The sequence below is a fragment of the Amphritea sp. GJ51-11 genome, from assembly GCF_055808735.1.
The window spans coordinates 2650654-2665891 of the sequence record NZ_CM147881.1 but is presented as its reverse complement, the minus strand read 5'-3'; the positions used below and the strand labels follow the sequence as shown (position 1 = coordinate 2665891).

Below are 15238 nucleotides of genomic sequence, written 5' to 3'. Positions count from 1 at the left end.
GTTTGCCTCCTATCGTCTACGTGAACGACCTCTGGGTTTCGCCGAATTACCTCGACCACGGCCCTTTTTAGGGGTGTGGGAAAAATCCAGCTCTAGGCTCGGCTCATAACCCGGTAACCATTGCTGCATCAGATGGGTATCGAGAATTTTATGTACCTCATCAAGCAGCCATTTTTCATCGGCGCTTAACAGTGTTATCGCGGTGCCGGTTTCGCCCGCCCGGCCAGTGCGGCCAATACGGTGGATATAATCTTCCGCATTGTGGGGCAGTTCATAGTTGATCACATACTTGAGTTGTGGAATATCTAAACCACGGGACGCGACATCGGTGGCAACCAAGACACGAATCGAACCCTCTTTAAATCCTTCCAGTGCTCGTTCACGGGCACCTTGGGATTTGTCGCCATGTATCGCCGCGGTTTTTAAGCCATCTTTACACATCTCTTTGGCGAGATCGTCGGCACCCTGTTTAGTGCGGGTAAACACCAACACCTGTTGCCAGTTCTTAGAGCCAATCAGATAGGAGGTGATCTCACGCTTACGGTGTTTGTCTACTTCATAGGCGATCTGTTCGACTTGGCTGGCGGCGGCATTACGCTGATCCACCTCGATAAGTTCAGGGTTATTGAGCAGTTGTTGGCTGAGTTTAAAGATCGCATCATCAAAGGTGGCTGAAAACAGCAGGGTTTGCCGCTCTTTCTGCATAGTCCGCAGAATGCGTTTGATATCATCGATAAAGCCCATGTCAAGCATACGATCGGCTTCATCTAAAACGAAATAGGTCAGCGCGCTTAAATCAATTGCTTGGCGAGAGAGTAGGTCAATCAATCGGCCCGGTGTCGCCACGAGAATATCCACGCCCTGTTCTATCGCACTGAGCTGAGGGTTAATACTAACGCCCCCGTAGGCGATAACGGTATGCAGTGGTAGATATTGGCCGTAGTCTTTAAAACTTTGGCCAACTTGCTGGGCGAGTTCCCGGGTGGGCGTCAATATCAGCGCTTTAACCGTAGAGGCAGCGCTGGTGACATCGGCGAGGGCATGCAGAATCGGCAGCGCGAAGGCGGCGGTTTTGCCGGTCCCGGTTTGGGCACCCGCCATAACATCCTGTTGATTTAAAATAGCGGGAATGGCGGCTTGTTGAATCGGCGTCGGCTGCTGATAGCCCAGCTCTTCAACCGCTTTTAACAGTGATGGGTGTAACCCAAATGATGCGAAACTCATAACCTAGCCTTAACGTTGGAATAGGCGCGAGTTTAGCAGATAAGTGGGCTTTTTGCGGAGTTAAAACATTGAGCAACGTGGCTTTAATTTACCGGACTTGAGTGAATATCAAGCCCGGCACATTAGCCATATGATTGGTTAACGAGTTATTACCCTTGGCTGATTAAGTTATCGAGGGTTTGTTGGATTTTATTCACCCACACACGGCTGCGTTGTCTTTCCATCAGTCCAAGGTGTGGTTGTTCATTGTCTTTTAAATTGGCGGCCGCCCAAAAACTCAGCCCCAGCTTTTCAATCTTTTGCATGGTCGGTGTATGCAGGGCCGGGATATAAAACTGTTGGATCGGTTGGCTCTGAACGCCGTTGTCAAAATCAGTGCTGTTAGTCGGGCTGAGATACGACTGTTGCAGCTGACTTAATGCTTCAATATTTGAAAAATCAGTGCCTCGCCCTTGGTTCTTCGCCACAATAACATCGAGTTGATGGCTGTATTTATTGAGGAAATTATCCAGTAGGTTGACCGAATCTGGTCCGCTATCCACGGCATACCAGTAAACCAAGCGAACATTCATCTCTTGGCACATATCGATAACACCGTTTTCTTCAATCCAGCGATCCAAAAAGCGTTCGCTTTGCGCGGGAAGGTCAATCAGCACATTACAGTCGTCCTCTAATGCCAGCTCCATAATCTGATCGATGCTTTCAAACTGATCAAGATTAATTTGCCGGGTGTAATCGAGGTAATAGCGGCTCAGTGTCGGGTGTGACTGATCGGCATCCAAGCCGACATAGGGCTGTGATTTATCCAGAAAATACTGTGATAGCAGACGGGATAATACCGATTTACCCACGCCACCTTTTTCACCACCGACAAAATGAATCGTACTCATGAATTTAATACCCGTAATAATCGTTTAGTGTAAATATTGAAGTATAAAATGCGCTAATGAATAAGGTATTTCAAGCCTATTGTGTTAATCATTGATCTGATGAGGTAAATCCCTCTAAACGCACTAAAGCGGGGCGAGTTAGCAGGTCAATTAAGCCAAGCGAAGAGAATGCTTTGAATGTTTAGATTAAAGGATTCTGCCTCATTTTATAGGCTAGGATATTGATTCGCTGACAGGCAAACCTTAAGCGCGAATATAAGACCAACCAGCGGCTTGTTGATGAGCAAGGTACTGCACAGCGGCGTCCACCAGCTTAACGTCTGCTTGAGCGGTTAGGGATTGCGCTTGTAAGCTATTACGACACATCACCAATCGATTCAGAATATCTGAGTCTGTCAAGGTGACCGCCACTGCCATCGCGGGGCCATTAACGACGATTTCTATCTGGGCATCCGGTTCTAATTTAAGCAAATTGCGCGCGTTATTTTGCGCGCGCTTTAATGCATCCACTGTGGGTGCATGGATCAACAATTGAGTAACGGGCATGGGGCTGTCCTTCTAAGCATTCGTCTAAAAATTAAAGCGCGTTTGCGATCTCTTGAGCCATTTTTTGCAATCTGTCTGTGCCGCGATCTCTTGGACGGGGCAGATCAATGGGTTTATCTAACACGACGTTCGCCGGTGAACCCGATAGTACAATGACTCGATCGGCTAAATACACCGCTTCTTCTATATCGTGGGTGATAAACATCACCGCTTTGCGCGTCTGTTCCCAGATCGCCAGTAATTGATCTTGCAAGTGTTGTCGCGTGATTGCATCCACGGCACTAAAAGGCTCATCCATCAACAATAAGTGAGGTTTGACCGCCAACGCTCGGGCAATACCGCCCCGTTGTACTTGGCCACCCGACAACTGGTGTGGCCAACGCTCAGCCAACGGGTCAAGGCGAGTTAGTTTAAGTACGTCGTCGACTCGGTTGCGTTTTTCTTCGGCGGTCAGTTTGAGCCCTGTCAGCCCATAAGCTATATTGCTGCGCAATCGACGCCAAGGCATAAGGCGACCATCTTGAAACACAACGCTACGAGAGCGGCGGGTTTCGTCTTCTTCCACGTTCAGTGAAATAGTGCCATGACTGGCTGAAGTGAGGCCAGCGACACAACGTAACAGGGTTGATTTACCCACACCCGAGCCACCAACGACCGCTATAAACTCGCCGTCTTCTATTTGAAGATTCAAATGAGCAAACACGGGGTCAGGATTGTTGCCGTAGTGATAACTCAGATCTTCGATCTTTAGGATGGGCGCCATGTTAACACTCGCTTTTCAATGAAACCAAATAGGGTATCGCTCAAGGTATACACCAGAGAGATAATCAGCATGTAAACCACAACCACTTCGTAAGCGCCTACGCCGGCGGCTGAATTCATCTCTTGTCCCATACCCGGAACGCCCAACAATTCGGCGGCGATTAAGGTCATCCACGCTTGTCCGATACCGGTACGAATGCCTGAAAAAATACCGGTGGCAGCACCCGGCAGGGTTACTTGAAAGGTTTGACGTAAATGGCCATTTTGACCAAAAGCACGGGCCAGTTCATAAAAACGAGAATCCACATTGCGTACCGCAGAATAGGTTGCAAAGTAGTTTACCCAGAATACACCTATGGCAATCACGAAGGCGGCCCCCGCATGGCTTACTTTAAACCAAGCGATGGCAAAGACCACCCACGCCAATGGCGGAATGGGACGTAGAATCCGTGCGAGCAAAGCATGTAATGCGTCTAACAGTGATGAAGACGCCGCTAATGTACCCACTAAGAAACCAAGAAACGTACCAATCGCCAAGCCCCACGCGTAATGCACTAAACTTGAGAGGACGGCTGGCATTAAACGCTCGGATGTCCATTCATCAACCAGTGCTTGTGGCAGTTTAAAGGGGTCTGGAATGGTGCCAGCCGCTGCCCAGCCTGCCGCTTGCGCGTATTTCCATAACAGTACAAAGGCTGCTACACCTATTATTCCCAGTAAAGCACGCCCCCATTGTGAGCGTGTCAAAGGGTGAGTGTGTGATTCCATGAGGTGGAATTACTCCCTAATGAGTTCGTTATAAAAACGAACATCAAACAGTGCGTTTAGGTCAACGCTTGCTTTAAGCGTGCCTTGACTGGCTTGAAAATCACGCATGGTACGGGTGCCATCTATGATGGCGTTCGGATCTGCTTGGAACTGATCGTGTGAATTCTGCAACGCATTCAAAACAATCTTGCTAGGTAAACGACCACCACCGACGTATTTGCCAACCGCTTTGACCGCCTTTTCTGGTGCATCACGCAGTTCATGGGTGGCGGCGATATGTGCTTTCACGAGCGCTTTCACCAATTCAGGATGCTCATTGATCAACGATTCACGCACGGCTAATACCGCGCCTGGTTGATGAGGGAACATACCCGAGCCTGAGGCTACGACTTTTGCATCGGATTTTTTATCACGAATAATACTAACAACTGGCTCTAAAATAGCTGCGCCATCGACCGCTTCGGTCATGAGTGCTTGCTGTACCTGAGCTGCGCCTTGGTAAATGATGTCGATGTTTTGCTTAATCTCATCACGGCTCATACCTAACTGGTTCTGCAACCAATACTGCAATACTGTTTCTGGTACTGAACCTCTAGGGAAGGTGGAGATAACGGCTTTACGGCCTTTATCCGCTTGAAAGCGGGCAAACGCTGTTTTTGCATCACTATTCTCAAAGTAAGGAGACAGTTCGCCTAGGGCGACCATGCTGATTTGTTCAACAATGTTAGAGGCAACCACTTTAATGTCTGCCCCTTTGGCACGCGCAACCATGGCAGGTCCAATACCAAGGTAGGCAACATCTAATTGACCGGCTAGCAGCGCTTGCACAATAGCGGGGCCATTTTGAAATTGGAACAACTTAGGATCGCTCACGCCGGCGTTTTTCAAGGTGTCGCCTTCCAAAACAATAAAAGCTTGGGAAATAGGGATAATGGGCATATAGCCAATTTCAAGGTTTTTGTCGGCCGCAGTCACTAAACTACTCCAGCCACACAAGAACAAGGTCATCAGGGCCACGAATCGGGACATTAGAGCACTCCAGAGAATTAAAATTTGGCTATGAATTATATATAAACTAAAAGAATATCAAAGCTTATTTTAAGATCGTTTTGAGCTAAACAAATAAGCTATTTTATCGGGGAGCAATAGATAGACCTTTTACAAGAAACATAAAAGTAAAAGGGGCAGGTCGTGTTTTTGAACGAATCTAAGGCTCTGTTGGAGCGCTTTGTTGGAACAGAGTATTTTTCATTTTCAGAAAGCGTTTATTAAACCCTTCATAAATCACCTGCCGGCCATGATCTAAAAGGCGATAGTGGTTTACATGCGAGTCAGGTCGAAGCGCAACCTTAATTAGGCTTGTATATCGATCTGTAACGATATATATTTCGTTATATCGTGTTTTTACGATATTGGTATTTTGATTCATTTATGTCCATGGCGCTCGATAGTGCAAGGTGATGAATTTGTCATGCAGAACCGAAAACCAGTATTCAGCGTTAAATTGATTTTATGTGATGAAGCAGAATTGTAAAAATGACAGTCCGAGTATACCAAGAGGAAGGCTATGAGCGCTGCTGAACTCGATGAGATGATCAAAGCACTGTCACATCCCGTGCGCCGAGATATCTTACACTGGCTAAAACAACCTGAACTGTTTTTTGCTGATCAGGAACACCCACTGAGTTTTGGTGTGTGTGCCGGGATGATTGATCGACAAGCCGGTTTATCCCAGTCAACGGTGTCGGCGCATTTGGCAACGTTACAGCGGGCCGGATTTATCAGTAGCAAAAAACTGGGGCAGTGGAATTTCTTTATGCGTAATGAGGCTGTGATTCAGCAGTTTATTACGCGTCTAAACGAACAGCTTTAATAAACGTACCGATAGGAAACGTGAATGCCTACTCTTTTTGATCCGATTACCTTGGGTGATTTGACCCTTAAAAACCGTATTGTTATGTCACCATTAACCCGTTGCCGCGCCGATGAAGGTCGAGTGCCAAACGCGTTGATGGCTGAATATTACCGGCAACGCAGTAGTGCTGGTTTGATTTTGTCGGAAGCGACGTCAGTAACGCCGATGGGGGTGGGTTACCCCGATACTCCGGGCATCTGGTCCGCTGAGCAGGTAGCGGGTTGGCAGCTCGTCACCGATGCGGTTCATCAGGCTGGTGGGCGTATCTTCCTGCAGTTGTGGCATGTGGGGCGTATCTCCGATCCGCTGTATCTTAATGGTGAGTTGCCGGTTGCCCCGAGTGCCGTTAAACCTGCGGGCCATGTTAGCCTCGTGCGGCCGGTGAAAGATTATGTTGAGCCCCGGGCGATGACATTGGCAGAGATTGAAGCGGTTATCGGCGATTTCCGTCAGGGCGCGGTGAATGCTAAAGCGGCTGGTTTTGATGGTGTGCATATCCATGGGGCTAACGGTTATCTGCTGGACGAATTTTTGCAAGACAGTACTAACCAGCGTGATGACCAGTATGGCGGTTCATTAGAAAACCGTGCCCGCTTAATACTGGAGGTCACCGATGCCTGTATCGAGGTTTGGGGTAAAGATCGCGTGGCGATGCACTTAGCACCGCGAACGGATGCCCATGATATGGGGGATTCAAACCCGAAAGCGACCTTTAGCTATGTGGCTACAGAACTAGGTAAGCGAGGAATTGCCTTTATTTCAACGCGAGAACATGCCGCCGATGACAGTCTAACGCCGTTGTTAAAAGAGCACTTTGGTGGCCCGGTAATCGCCAATGAGAAGTTCACTAAAGCGCTGGCTAATCAGTGGTTAGCCGATGGTAAAGCCGACGCGATTGCCTTTGGTGTACCTTTTATTGCCAACCCAGATCTGCCGAAACGGTTAGAACTCGATGCAGAGCTCAATCCACCCCGTTCGAACCTGTTTTATGCTCAAGGGGCTGAGGGGTACACCGATTACCCAACGCTGACTTAATACCGTTAATGAATCGCCCACTGCTGCGTGAATAACGAGTGATTGGGCGTTACGAATGACAACAGAAGCCTGTATTATGCAGGCTTTTTTTGTTGTTAGCGCTCATGCCTAAGTTACGCCGCCTTTGCGGGTTTTGTCCCTAGGCGCGGAGTGTCAGGTTGGTGATAAAGGATGCGTCTAGCGGTGGAGTGGTTTATGGCTGCGTCATTGAGTCATGGCTGTTAAGAAGAACGGTCAAGCAGAATCGTTAAGTTGAGTAAGCAGTAGAGCTAGATAGAGTTATGATGGAAACTAATCTTTTAGCCACGATTGAGTGGTTGCAGTTATTTGGCAGTACTCCACTGGAAATACTGGCGACAAGCAGTGCTATCGTGGCTGTGATTTTGATTGCCCGGCAGCATATGCTGGGGTGGCCGCTGGGCATCCTTTGGGCATCTATTTCGGCTTGGCTGGCAATTACCGAATGGCAATTGGTGTCCGATGGTATTCTCTATCTCTCCTATATACCGATTCAACTGTATTGCTGGCGGGCTTGGGTTATCGGTGGCGCAGTTCAGACAGCACCTTTTATACCCAGATGGCTAACCGGGCAGCGGCAATTAGCCTTGCTGGTAGCCGCCATCATCTGCATTGTCGTATGGGGGCAAGGGATTTTGGTCTTGGCAGAGCAGGTCAGCTGGATTCCTCAGCCATCGTTATTATGGTTGGATGCGACTACCACCGTGTTAAGCTTTTTTGCTCAGTTTTTACAAGCGCGTAAGCGGATGGAAAACTGGGTTATCTGGACCATCGTTAATATGCTGGGTATCTATATCTATTGGCTAAAAGGTTCGCCTATTTATTCAATTCAGTATGGTATTTTCCTCGTGCTTGGCATCTACGGCTGGATTCAGTGGCATCGATCATGTCAATCGAGCCCGCAATCGTCAGCGGTGAATCCTTGATGCGGATCGTGATCACTGGAGCGGAGTCTTGCGGCAAAAGTACCTTAACCGAGCAGCTGAGTCAGCGGTTAAACCTTCCTTTTGCCGCGGAATATGCTCGTGTTTACTTAGAGCAGAATGGACCTGATTATGACCTTGATCAACTGGTACACCTGAGTCAGCTCCATCGGCACTATCAGCAAGCCGAGGTAGGGGATTCCCCGTTAGGCATTTTTGATACGGATCTGATCAATTATAAAATCTGGGCTGAGGTGGTATTTGGCCACTGTCCGGCGATGATCAGTGATGCAATGGCGGAAGAGTCATCCCACCGCTATTTGCTCTGTAAGCCTGATATTCCTTGGCAGCCCGATCCATTGCGGCATAACCCCAATGATCGGGAGATGCTTTATCAGCGCCATTTGCGTGAAATACAGCGATTAAATCGGCGTTATGAAATTGTTGAAGGGGTGGGAGAGCAGCGTTTGACCAATGCATTGGCGGCGTCAGAACGGCTGCTTTTAGGTTAGGCAGAGTATTCGGCATTCCGTTAGCCCTATAAAAATAGTTTGCTGAGTATTGAAATCCTTGTGTTGTACTCTTTCGGCCACGAATCGGTTAGGATGAAGAATATGCTCTGGAAGTACTCACTTGTGACCGCGTTAATAGAAGGCAATTAATGATCTGCACCCGCCCCCGTGCCGTTTTTTCATTCCTGTTGATTTTGTGTATTTTCCTCTTTTCTGGTGCGTCATTCGCCACGACTCAAACTCAGATCCCAACTCAGGTTATTGGCAGCGATACGATAAAGCTCGAGACGTTCAGGATGGGCTATTTTGTTGATAAAACAGAAGCGATGACGTTTGCGGATGTGCAACCGCAAACCTTTGTACCCTCGGCCAATGGATTATCGTTGGGCACCACCTCGAAGGCTACCTGGGTAAAGATCGAACTAGAGAATGCTAACGCTTCGCCGATTAAGGTTTATCTTCACCATCCGTATGCTTATCACAACAGTAAGGTTGAGCTGTATGAGGTGGTCGATGGCCAGCTAACCCGCTCCCGCGTGCTGGATATGGACGATAAAACGACGTTGCAATGGATGTATCGTGGTAGCGCGGTGTTTGATATTGAGCTGCAGGCGTCGCAACATAAGACGCTGTTTGTCAAAAGCCAAGCGTTTTCTCATCAATGGTTCGTGCTGAATCTTTACGATGAAAATCAATCTAAACGGGCACTGCTTGGTCAGTACACCGATATCGCGCTCTTGGTCGGGATGATATTGGCGCTGATTATCTATAACTTTTTGCTGTTCTTCTCTTCGCGGTTAAGAGAGCACTTTTTCTACGCCTGTTATCTGGTTTCGGGTGGCTTTTGGATAGCCCTCTCCTATGGCTTGTTGGCGGATCTGTTCGATGTTTATGGCAGTATTACGCTGAAGTGGCATCTATCGTTAGTGTCTATGCCGATTTTTATCTTGCTGTTTATGATCAATATTTTTGAAACCAAGAAAAAATATCCCGTTGAACATTGGGCGCTGCTGTCCATTCTGACACTGTTAACCGGTGAGTTTATCTATGGCTTATTTGATATTGTTACCGCACTAAAGTATTCCAGTACATTGGCCGCGATCATGATGCTCGTTACACTCTGTGTGACCTTGTCTATGTTGATACGTAAGCATCCTATCGCCTTTTTCTTTTTGTTGGGGCATGGCTTATTTATTGCTTTTAGCGTGTTAGCGGTTTTATTTTATAAGGGAAAAATCGCTTTTAATTATGTTAACAGTCATGGCGTCGGTATTGGCATCGTGCTTGAAGCATTGGTGTTGGCACTGATCATCGCCTACCGTATTCGCTCCCTAGAAAGTTTAAAAGCGAACCAGGCTGACCTTCAGCTATTAGCTTCAACAGACCCCTTAACACAGTTGTTTAACCGTCGTCATTTTAGTCTTGCTGCGAACCAGTTATTAGAGCTAGCGGCACAAGCACAACAACCAGTCTCTATTGCGATTATCGATATCGATCACTTTAAAGTCATTAATGATACCTATGGGCATGCACTAGGTGATAAATCCATTAAACAGGTTGCCGATGTCATTCGATCTCAGTGTCGTCACGAAGATCTACTGGCGCGTTATGGCGGTGAAGAGTTCGTGATTATGATGCCAGATACTTTTGGTCAAGAGGGTTTCTCGTTGTCTGAACGGATTCGCCAGACAATCGAGACCATGACTTTGAAAATGGATCGCGAACAGTCGGTCAGCTTTACCATCAGTGTCGGTATTGCCGAAGTGGACGCTACAGCACCGGATCTGCAAGACACCATCAACCGGGCTGATAAAGCACTGTATCAAGCGAAAAATAGCGGCAGAAACCAGTCGCAGTTATACCGGGTTTAAGCCTAGTTAAAAGGCGAGTTCGCTGCATTAGCTTATATACTATCGGGTAGCTGAAAGGGTGCTGGGTGAACATTGCCCATCTATTAAATAGCAGGGTCGCTGAAAGTGCTTCGGCTAACCTGCTTGACCATCTTAATATTTGCCCATCTCCAACAGCGTCGAGGCACTGACTTTATCATCGGTAAGCGTTTTGACCGTCACATAGTAGGCATGACCTTTACCGCCAGAGCATGGCGGCATATAAGCACCGGCTTTATCCCAACCAGGGCTGCGGTGTGCTTCAATCATTTTGAATTCAGCAGGGAGGTCAAAACTATGCCCAGTAACCGAAGGTATGGTTACTTGATGTGCCGATGAATTGAGCGTGAATTGCATGATGCCATGTCCGCCGTTATTCATCTTTGCAGAATCACGGTCGCTGTATGCCAGTACGATTGCGTTAGTGCCCGCTGGAATGTCACTGACAATCAGTGCTGGTGTGGATGGGTTTTGTCCTGCAAATTTTTGGCATTGTTGGCCAGCAGGTATTTGCTTGCCGTCCCAAGCCGTATCTGCAAAATTAGCCTCTAGAGCGAATACGTTAGCACTCATCATTGAGATTACGGCTAATGGCAAAAGTAATTTGGAGTGGTTCATAACGGCTCCTATTGTGGTGGGTTTTGTTCTGCATATCGGCAACGCATGACGTCAGTATAGGCAGGGTTTGTTATATAGCTCTCCCAGTATAGTGATAATAACCTGAGCCGTGATTAAGTTGTGTCGATGGTGGTTAGATTATTGTCGCTATTGTGACTCAGTGCGTAATTCCGTTAGCGCATGTTTCATTACTTCTAGGGCCGCGCTTAGGCTCAGCGCTGCGATGAGGGCTGCAACGGCAAGATCGGGCCAGCCGGTGTCGGTTGCAATGACGCCGCCTGCGGCGAGCATGACGGCGATATTACCGAATGCATCATTGCGGCTACATAACCAAATCGAGCGCATATTGCTGTCGCCGCTGCGGTAGCGAAACAGCAGTAAGGCAACCACAACGTTAACGGCCAGTGCCGACAGGCCGATGGTGCCCATCACAATAGGGTCGGGGACGCTGCCGGTATAGGCGCGGTAGATAGCGCTGCCAATGACCCAAAGGCCGAAAATAGCCATCGTAGCGCTCTTAAACAGGGCCGCTTTTGCGCGGACATGCAGTGCCATTGCGATGACGAATAAGGTAATCCCGTAGTTCACAGTGTCGCCGAAGAAGTCCAGAGCATCGGCTTGTAATGATATTGAGCCGCTGGCAATACTGCCTGCGATCTCGACAAAAAACATCGCAGCGTTACTTAAGAGCGCGATCCATAAGATACGCCGGAACAGTGGATTATTGCGTTCAGCATCCGTTGTATTGTCACTAGCACAGCTATTACACCCCGCCATGATTGATACTCCCATTTATTTATTAGGCTAAAAAACATAGTCTACAACCTACAGTCGCTGTAGGTTCAAGAGGAACTTTGAAAATGGCACAGCAGTTTTCGATTGGTGAAATGGCTAAGGTTGGCAATTGTAAGGTGCAGACTATCCGCTATTACGAAGAGATCGGCTTATTACTGAAGCCGGGTCGCACGGCGGGTAATCAGCGTATCTATTTGCAGGCACATCGTGATCGCCTGAATTTTATCCGTCATAGCCGTGAACTGGGGTTTTCACTGGAGCAGATTCGAACAATATTGGCGTTAAATGATGATCCGAGCCATTGTTGCGCTGAGGTGGATAAGATCGCCCACGCGCACCTAAGTGAAGTCGAATCAAAAATTGCTCGGCTAGAGGATATGCGCACAGAACTGAAGCGAATGATCGGCGCGTGTGCAGGAGGGCAGGTATCAGATTGCCGTATCATCGAAGCCCTCTCTGATCATCGCTTGTGTTTATCGGAGGCACATCAGAAATGACCTAGGTTACTGTTATCTTGAGGGTTTAATCAGCAGCGCTTTTTGCTTGCATTGAGTTCGCTAGCCTTATGGGGGGCAAGTAAAAAAAATAGCTCAAGGGTTATTCTGCAGGAGAAATAAGCGTTATAGTGTCAGCTTAGGTCTTGGTTCGCTTTGCGCAATGGCGTCATTGGCGGTAAAGCAACTTGCAGTGACTTGATGAGATTATCCTGGTAACACGAGGGTGTCTCTCTATGTAGATCGCATGTTAGGTCAAACAGACTGATCCGTTTCAGTCGGACAAGCAAAACATATTTACCTGCTTGTTAATGTGACCGCCTGATAGGCATAATGTTTTTTTGACTGCGAGAGTTTTATGATCAATCAGCTACAGGAAAAATATCAACAGTCGTTATTGTTGTTACTCAGTTCTGTTGCTTCAATGGGTATCTTCCCCTTTGTGGTCATGCGTTATCTTCGAGGCGATGTGTCCGGTGCGATTATTGATGTGCTGTTGATTTTAGGTATCACATCGTTAGTCGCTTATGGCTATTTCTGCAAGAAGGTCCGGTTGGTCAGCGCTATCATCGCCATATTTATCAATATCGGGGTTGTCGTGGTGGTTGTCGCGAACGGTGTCGATAGTTTTTTGTGGATCTATCCGGTTTTAGCCAGCACCTTTGTTCTGATCAAGCCACTAGAAGCCTTATTTATCAATGTTGTGGTCGGTACTTCGCTGCTGTTCTTAGCGGATATTTTTGATACGGTCTCGGTGCTTTCCTATGTGGTGACTATCTTGATGCTTTCGATAAGCACTTTTGTGTATGCCAGCCATAGTGCAAAACAGTTTGATTTGCTTGAAAAGCTCAATACGGTTGATCCGTTAACGGGGGCTTTAAATCGCCGAGCGATGAATAGCGATATGAATGCTGCTCTAGCCAACGCCGAGCGCAACGGTATAGAGCAGCTATTGGCCATTCTTGATTTAGATTACTTCAAAGCAGTAAATGATAAGTATGGTCATGCTGTTGGCGACCAAGTACTGCAAGATTTTGTCGCCATTATCACCTCGCATATTCGACAATATGATCGGCTCTATCGCTTTGGTGGCGAGGAGTTTGTGTTATTGATTTCGGGGGGGTGAGCAACAACAGGCGTTTATTCACAACCTTAAAGCCGCCATTAAAAACACGTTAAAAACCCCCGATGGTGATGAAATAACAGTGTCATTTGGTGTTGCTTCTTGGGTGCCGGGCACCACCGCAGATACTTGGTTGCAACGCGCAGATGAAGCACTATACCTTGCTAAGGCAAACGGTCGAGACTGTGCCGTGTTCAATAATGATTAGCTAATTTGGTTTGCTTACATTCTCCATTTTATACCTCAAAGACGTTTCTATCTTGTTGCAACGCTTTCTCATCTATCCTGATTAGCTTCGCTAAGCCAATCCCTCGGGGGTTGTGCTTATCATTTGCTATCCCGATGGTTATGCGAGAGGAGATCGTATTCTGAATATAAAAACTCAGGTTGGTGGCTGGCGGGTTGATGATATGAGGCCTGCTTTATGCAGGTCGGTGCTAGCAAGCAACAAAAAGGCCCGATAACGGCTTATCGTTATCAGGCCTTTTGGCTGCGTCTCATCAATGCTGAGATGCGTTAAGCGCTTACAAAACGTAGGGCTTAGTAGTCGAACTTTGCCGCTGTGTAGATGTTGAAGGCTTTTTCCCAGATCTCGCCAACTTCACCATTGCCGACAGGCTTGCCGTCAAGTTTAGTCACCGGAGCGATCTCTTTAGATGAGCTTGTTACCCAAACTTCGTCAGCATTACGGACTTCATCCATTGTAACGGTGCGTTCTTCCAGTTTCAGAGAACCGTCAGCTTTGATGCTGTCGATGATGATGCGACGGGTAATACCCGGCAGGATCTGGTTGTCTTGAATTGGGGTGATAATCACGCCATCTTTAACGATGAAAGCGTTACAAGAACTACCTTCAGTCAGCTCGCCTTTGGCATTGTAAAGCAGTGCTTCGTCATTGCCGCTTGAGTGGCCTTCCTGATAGTGAATAACGTTACCTAGCAGTGCGGTAGACTTGATGTGGCAACGCTGCCAGCGCAGGTCTTCAGTGCTGATCAAGCTGTACTGGTGTACTTTAGCGCGGTCAGCAGGTTCAGGTGACTTGATACCGAAGGCAAAACAGAAGATGGTTGGTTCAACATTTTCTGGGTAAGCGTGGTTACGCTTGGTGTCAGTACCACGGGAAACGTGTACGTAAACGCCTAAGTTTTCGCCGAGGTCGCTGTTTTTGGCAATCAGATCATCAAGCAGCGTTTTCCACTCGTCAGCAGTGTGGCTGTTTTTGATCTCGATGATGGATAAGCCGTTGATCATACGGTTGATATGAGGCATCAGGCCTACAGATTTACCGTTGTAGTATGGAATTACTTCATAGATACCATCACCAAATAAGAAACCACGGTCGAGTGGAGAGATGCGGGCTTCTTCTAGTGGTAAGTATTCGCCATTCAGGTAAGCAATGCTCATATTAACCTTCCTTAAACTGTTAGGGACAATGCGGGATCGGCAGCCTGAGAAAATAGACAGGGCTGTATCGCCTTACTAGCAATGTCCGGAATTATTTGACACTGAGTCGCTGAGTAACATTTGATCGGGAATCGATCGGAGGACAGCTTCCGGGTCTCGTGATCGTGCAGCAAACCGAGCCGTGCTTGTGGCGGGAAGCTATAGGTTTACTGCAATATGACTTTTTGGGTTGCGTCCAGTTTCTAAGAAAAGTGGAATAGTTGCAATAGCTGGAAAAAGATAAGAAAAATAATCTGTATCTTCGGCTTATTTAGGAAGATCT

General features: G+C 47.5%; 17 protein-coding genes. 8 read left to right on the top strand and 9 right to left on the bottom strand.

Annotated elements, in window-relative coordinates; genetic code table 11:
- Positions 1–9 precede the first annotated feature (9 nt).
- The 6 genes from AC0L4K_RS12040 to AC0L4K_RS12015 form a co-directional block, all read right to left on the bottom strand.
- Entirely contained in the window at positions 10–1224 is a 1215-nt protein-coding gene (locus tag AC0L4K_RS12040; protein WP_473266333.1) for a DEAD/DEAH box helicase, read from the bottom strand.
- A gap of 149 nt (positions 1225–1373) precedes the next feature.
- Entirely contained in the window at positions 1374–2114 is a 741-nt protein-coding gene (locus tag AC0L4K_RS12035) for a P-loop NTPase family protein (RefSeq protein WP_473266331.1), read from the bottom strand.
- Between the two features lie 243 nt (positions 2115–2357).
- Positions 2358–2660 (bottom strand): DsrE family protein, encoded by a 303-nt coding sequence (locus AC0L4K_RS12030; protein WP_473266330.1) that lies wholly within the window; start codon positions 2658–2660, stop codon positions 2358–2360.
- A gap of 31 nt (positions 2661–2691) precedes the next feature.
- A complete protein-coding gene (locus AC0L4K_RS12025) occupies positions 2692–3423 on the bottom strand; it encodes an ABC transporter ATP-binding protein (RefSeq protein ID WP_473266328.1) in 732 nt (243 codons plus the stop codon).
- Complete coding sequence (locus tag AC0L4K_RS12020) at positions 3408–4190, bottom strand: ABC transporter permease (protein WP_473266327.1); 783 nt, start codon at positions 4188–4190, stop codon at positions 3408–3410. Before AC0L4K_RS12020 ends, AC0L4K_RS12025 begins: the two co-directional genes overlap by 16 nt.
- A 9-nt stretch (positions 4191–4199) precedes the next feature.
- Positions 4200–5219 (bottom strand): ABC transporter substrate-binding protein, encoded by a 1020-nt coding sequence (locus AC0L4K_RS12015; protein WP_473266325.1) that lies wholly within the window; start codon positions 5217–5219, stop codon positions 4200–4202.
- Between the two features lie 538 nt (positions 5220–5757).
- Between AC0L4K_RS12015 and AC0L4K_RS12010 the strand changes: the two genes are divergently transcribed.
- The 5 genes from AC0L4K_RS12010 (at position 5758) to AC0L4K_RS11990 (ending at position 10464) form a co-directional block, all read left to right on the top strand.
- Positions 5758–6063, top strand: coding sequence for an ArsR/SmtB family transcription factor (locus tag AC0L4K_RS12010; protein WP_473266323.1), 306 nt, complete (start codon positions 5758–5760; stop codon positions 6061–6063).
- A 24-nt stretch (positions 6064–6087) separates the two neighbouring features.
- Positions 6088–7140: an alkene reductase gene (locus tag AC0L4K_RS12005; RefSeq protein ID WP_473266321.1), complete on the top strand. Its 1053-nt coding sequence runs from the start codon at positions 6088–6090 to the stop codon at positions 7138–7140.
- A gap of 281 nt (positions 7141–7421) precedes the next feature.
- Entirely contained in the window at positions 7422–8084 is a 663-nt protein-coding gene (gene pnuC / locus AC0L4K_RS12000; protein WP_473266319.1) for a nicotinamide riboside transporter PnuC, read from the top strand.
- Positions 8045–8593: an AAA family ATPase gene (locus AC0L4K_RS11995; RefSeq protein ID WP_473266317.1), complete on the top strand. Its 549-nt coding sequence runs from the start codon at positions 8045–8047 to the stop codon at positions 8591–8593. Before pnuC ends, AC0L4K_RS11995 begins: the two co-directional genes overlap by 40 nt.
- 149 nt (positions 8594–8742) lie before the next feature.
- Positions 8743–10464, top strand: a complete 1722-nt coding sequence (locus tag AC0L4K_RS11990) for a sensor domain-containing diguanylate cyclase (protein WP_473266315.1) — start codon at positions 8743–8745, stop codon at positions 10462–10464.
- A 132-nt stretch (positions 10465–10596) separates the two neighbouring features.
- On the opposite strand, the gene AC0L4K_RS11985 is transcribed toward AC0L4K_RS11990, so the two are convergent.
- Positions 10597–11100 carry a hypothetical protein gene (locus AC0L4K_RS11985; protein ID WP_473266314.1) on the bottom strand — a complete coding sequence of 168 codons (504 nt, stop codon included), beginning with the start codon at positions 11098–11100 and terminating at the stop codon, positions 10597–10599.
- A 147-nt stretch (positions 11101–11247) separates the two neighbouring features.
- Positions 11248–11877 carry a cation efflux transmembrane domain-containing protein gene (locus tag AC0L4K_RS11980; RefSeq protein ID WP_473266312.1) on the bottom strand — a complete coding sequence of 210 codons (630 nt, stop codon included), beginning with the start codon at positions 11875–11877 and terminating at the stop codon, positions 11248–11250.
- Positions 11878–11960: 83 nt separating this feature from the next.
- On the opposite strand from AC0L4K_RS11980, the gene AC0L4K_RS11975 reads away from it, so the two are divergent.
- The 3 genes from AC0L4K_RS11975 (at position 11961) to AC0L4K_RS11965 (ending at position 13720) form a co-directional block, all read left to right on the top strand.
- The gene (locus AC0L4K_RS11975; RefSeq protein WP_417221992.1) at positions 11961–12392 is read left to right on the top strand and encodes a MerR family transcriptional regulator; all 432 of its coding nucleotides are present in this window, start codon (positions 11961–11963) and stop codon (positions 12390–12392) included.
- 355 nt (positions 12393–12747) lie between these two features.
- Complete coding sequence (locus tag AC0L4K_RS11970) at positions 12748–13515, top strand: GGDEF domain-containing protein (protein ID WP_473266310.1); 768 nt, start codon at positions 12748–12750, stop codon at positions 13513–13515.
- Positions 13516–13531: 16 nt separating this feature from the next.
- The gene (locus AC0L4K_RS11965) at positions 13532–13720 is read left to right on the top strand and encodes a GGDEF domain-containing protein (protein WP_473269220.1); all 189 of its coding nucleotides are present in this window, start codon (positions 13532–13534) and stop codon (positions 13718–13720) included.
- 332 nt (positions 13721–14052) lie between these two features.
- Here AC0L4K_RS11965 and AC0L4K_RS11960 read toward each other — a convergent pair whose 3' ends face one another.
- Positions 14053–14916 (bottom strand): aminotransferase class IV, encoded by an 864-nt coding sequence (locus tag AC0L4K_RS11960; protein ID WP_473266308.1) that lies wholly within the window; start codon positions 14914–14916, stop codon positions 14053–14055.
- Positions 14917–15238 lie beyond the last annotated feature (322 nt).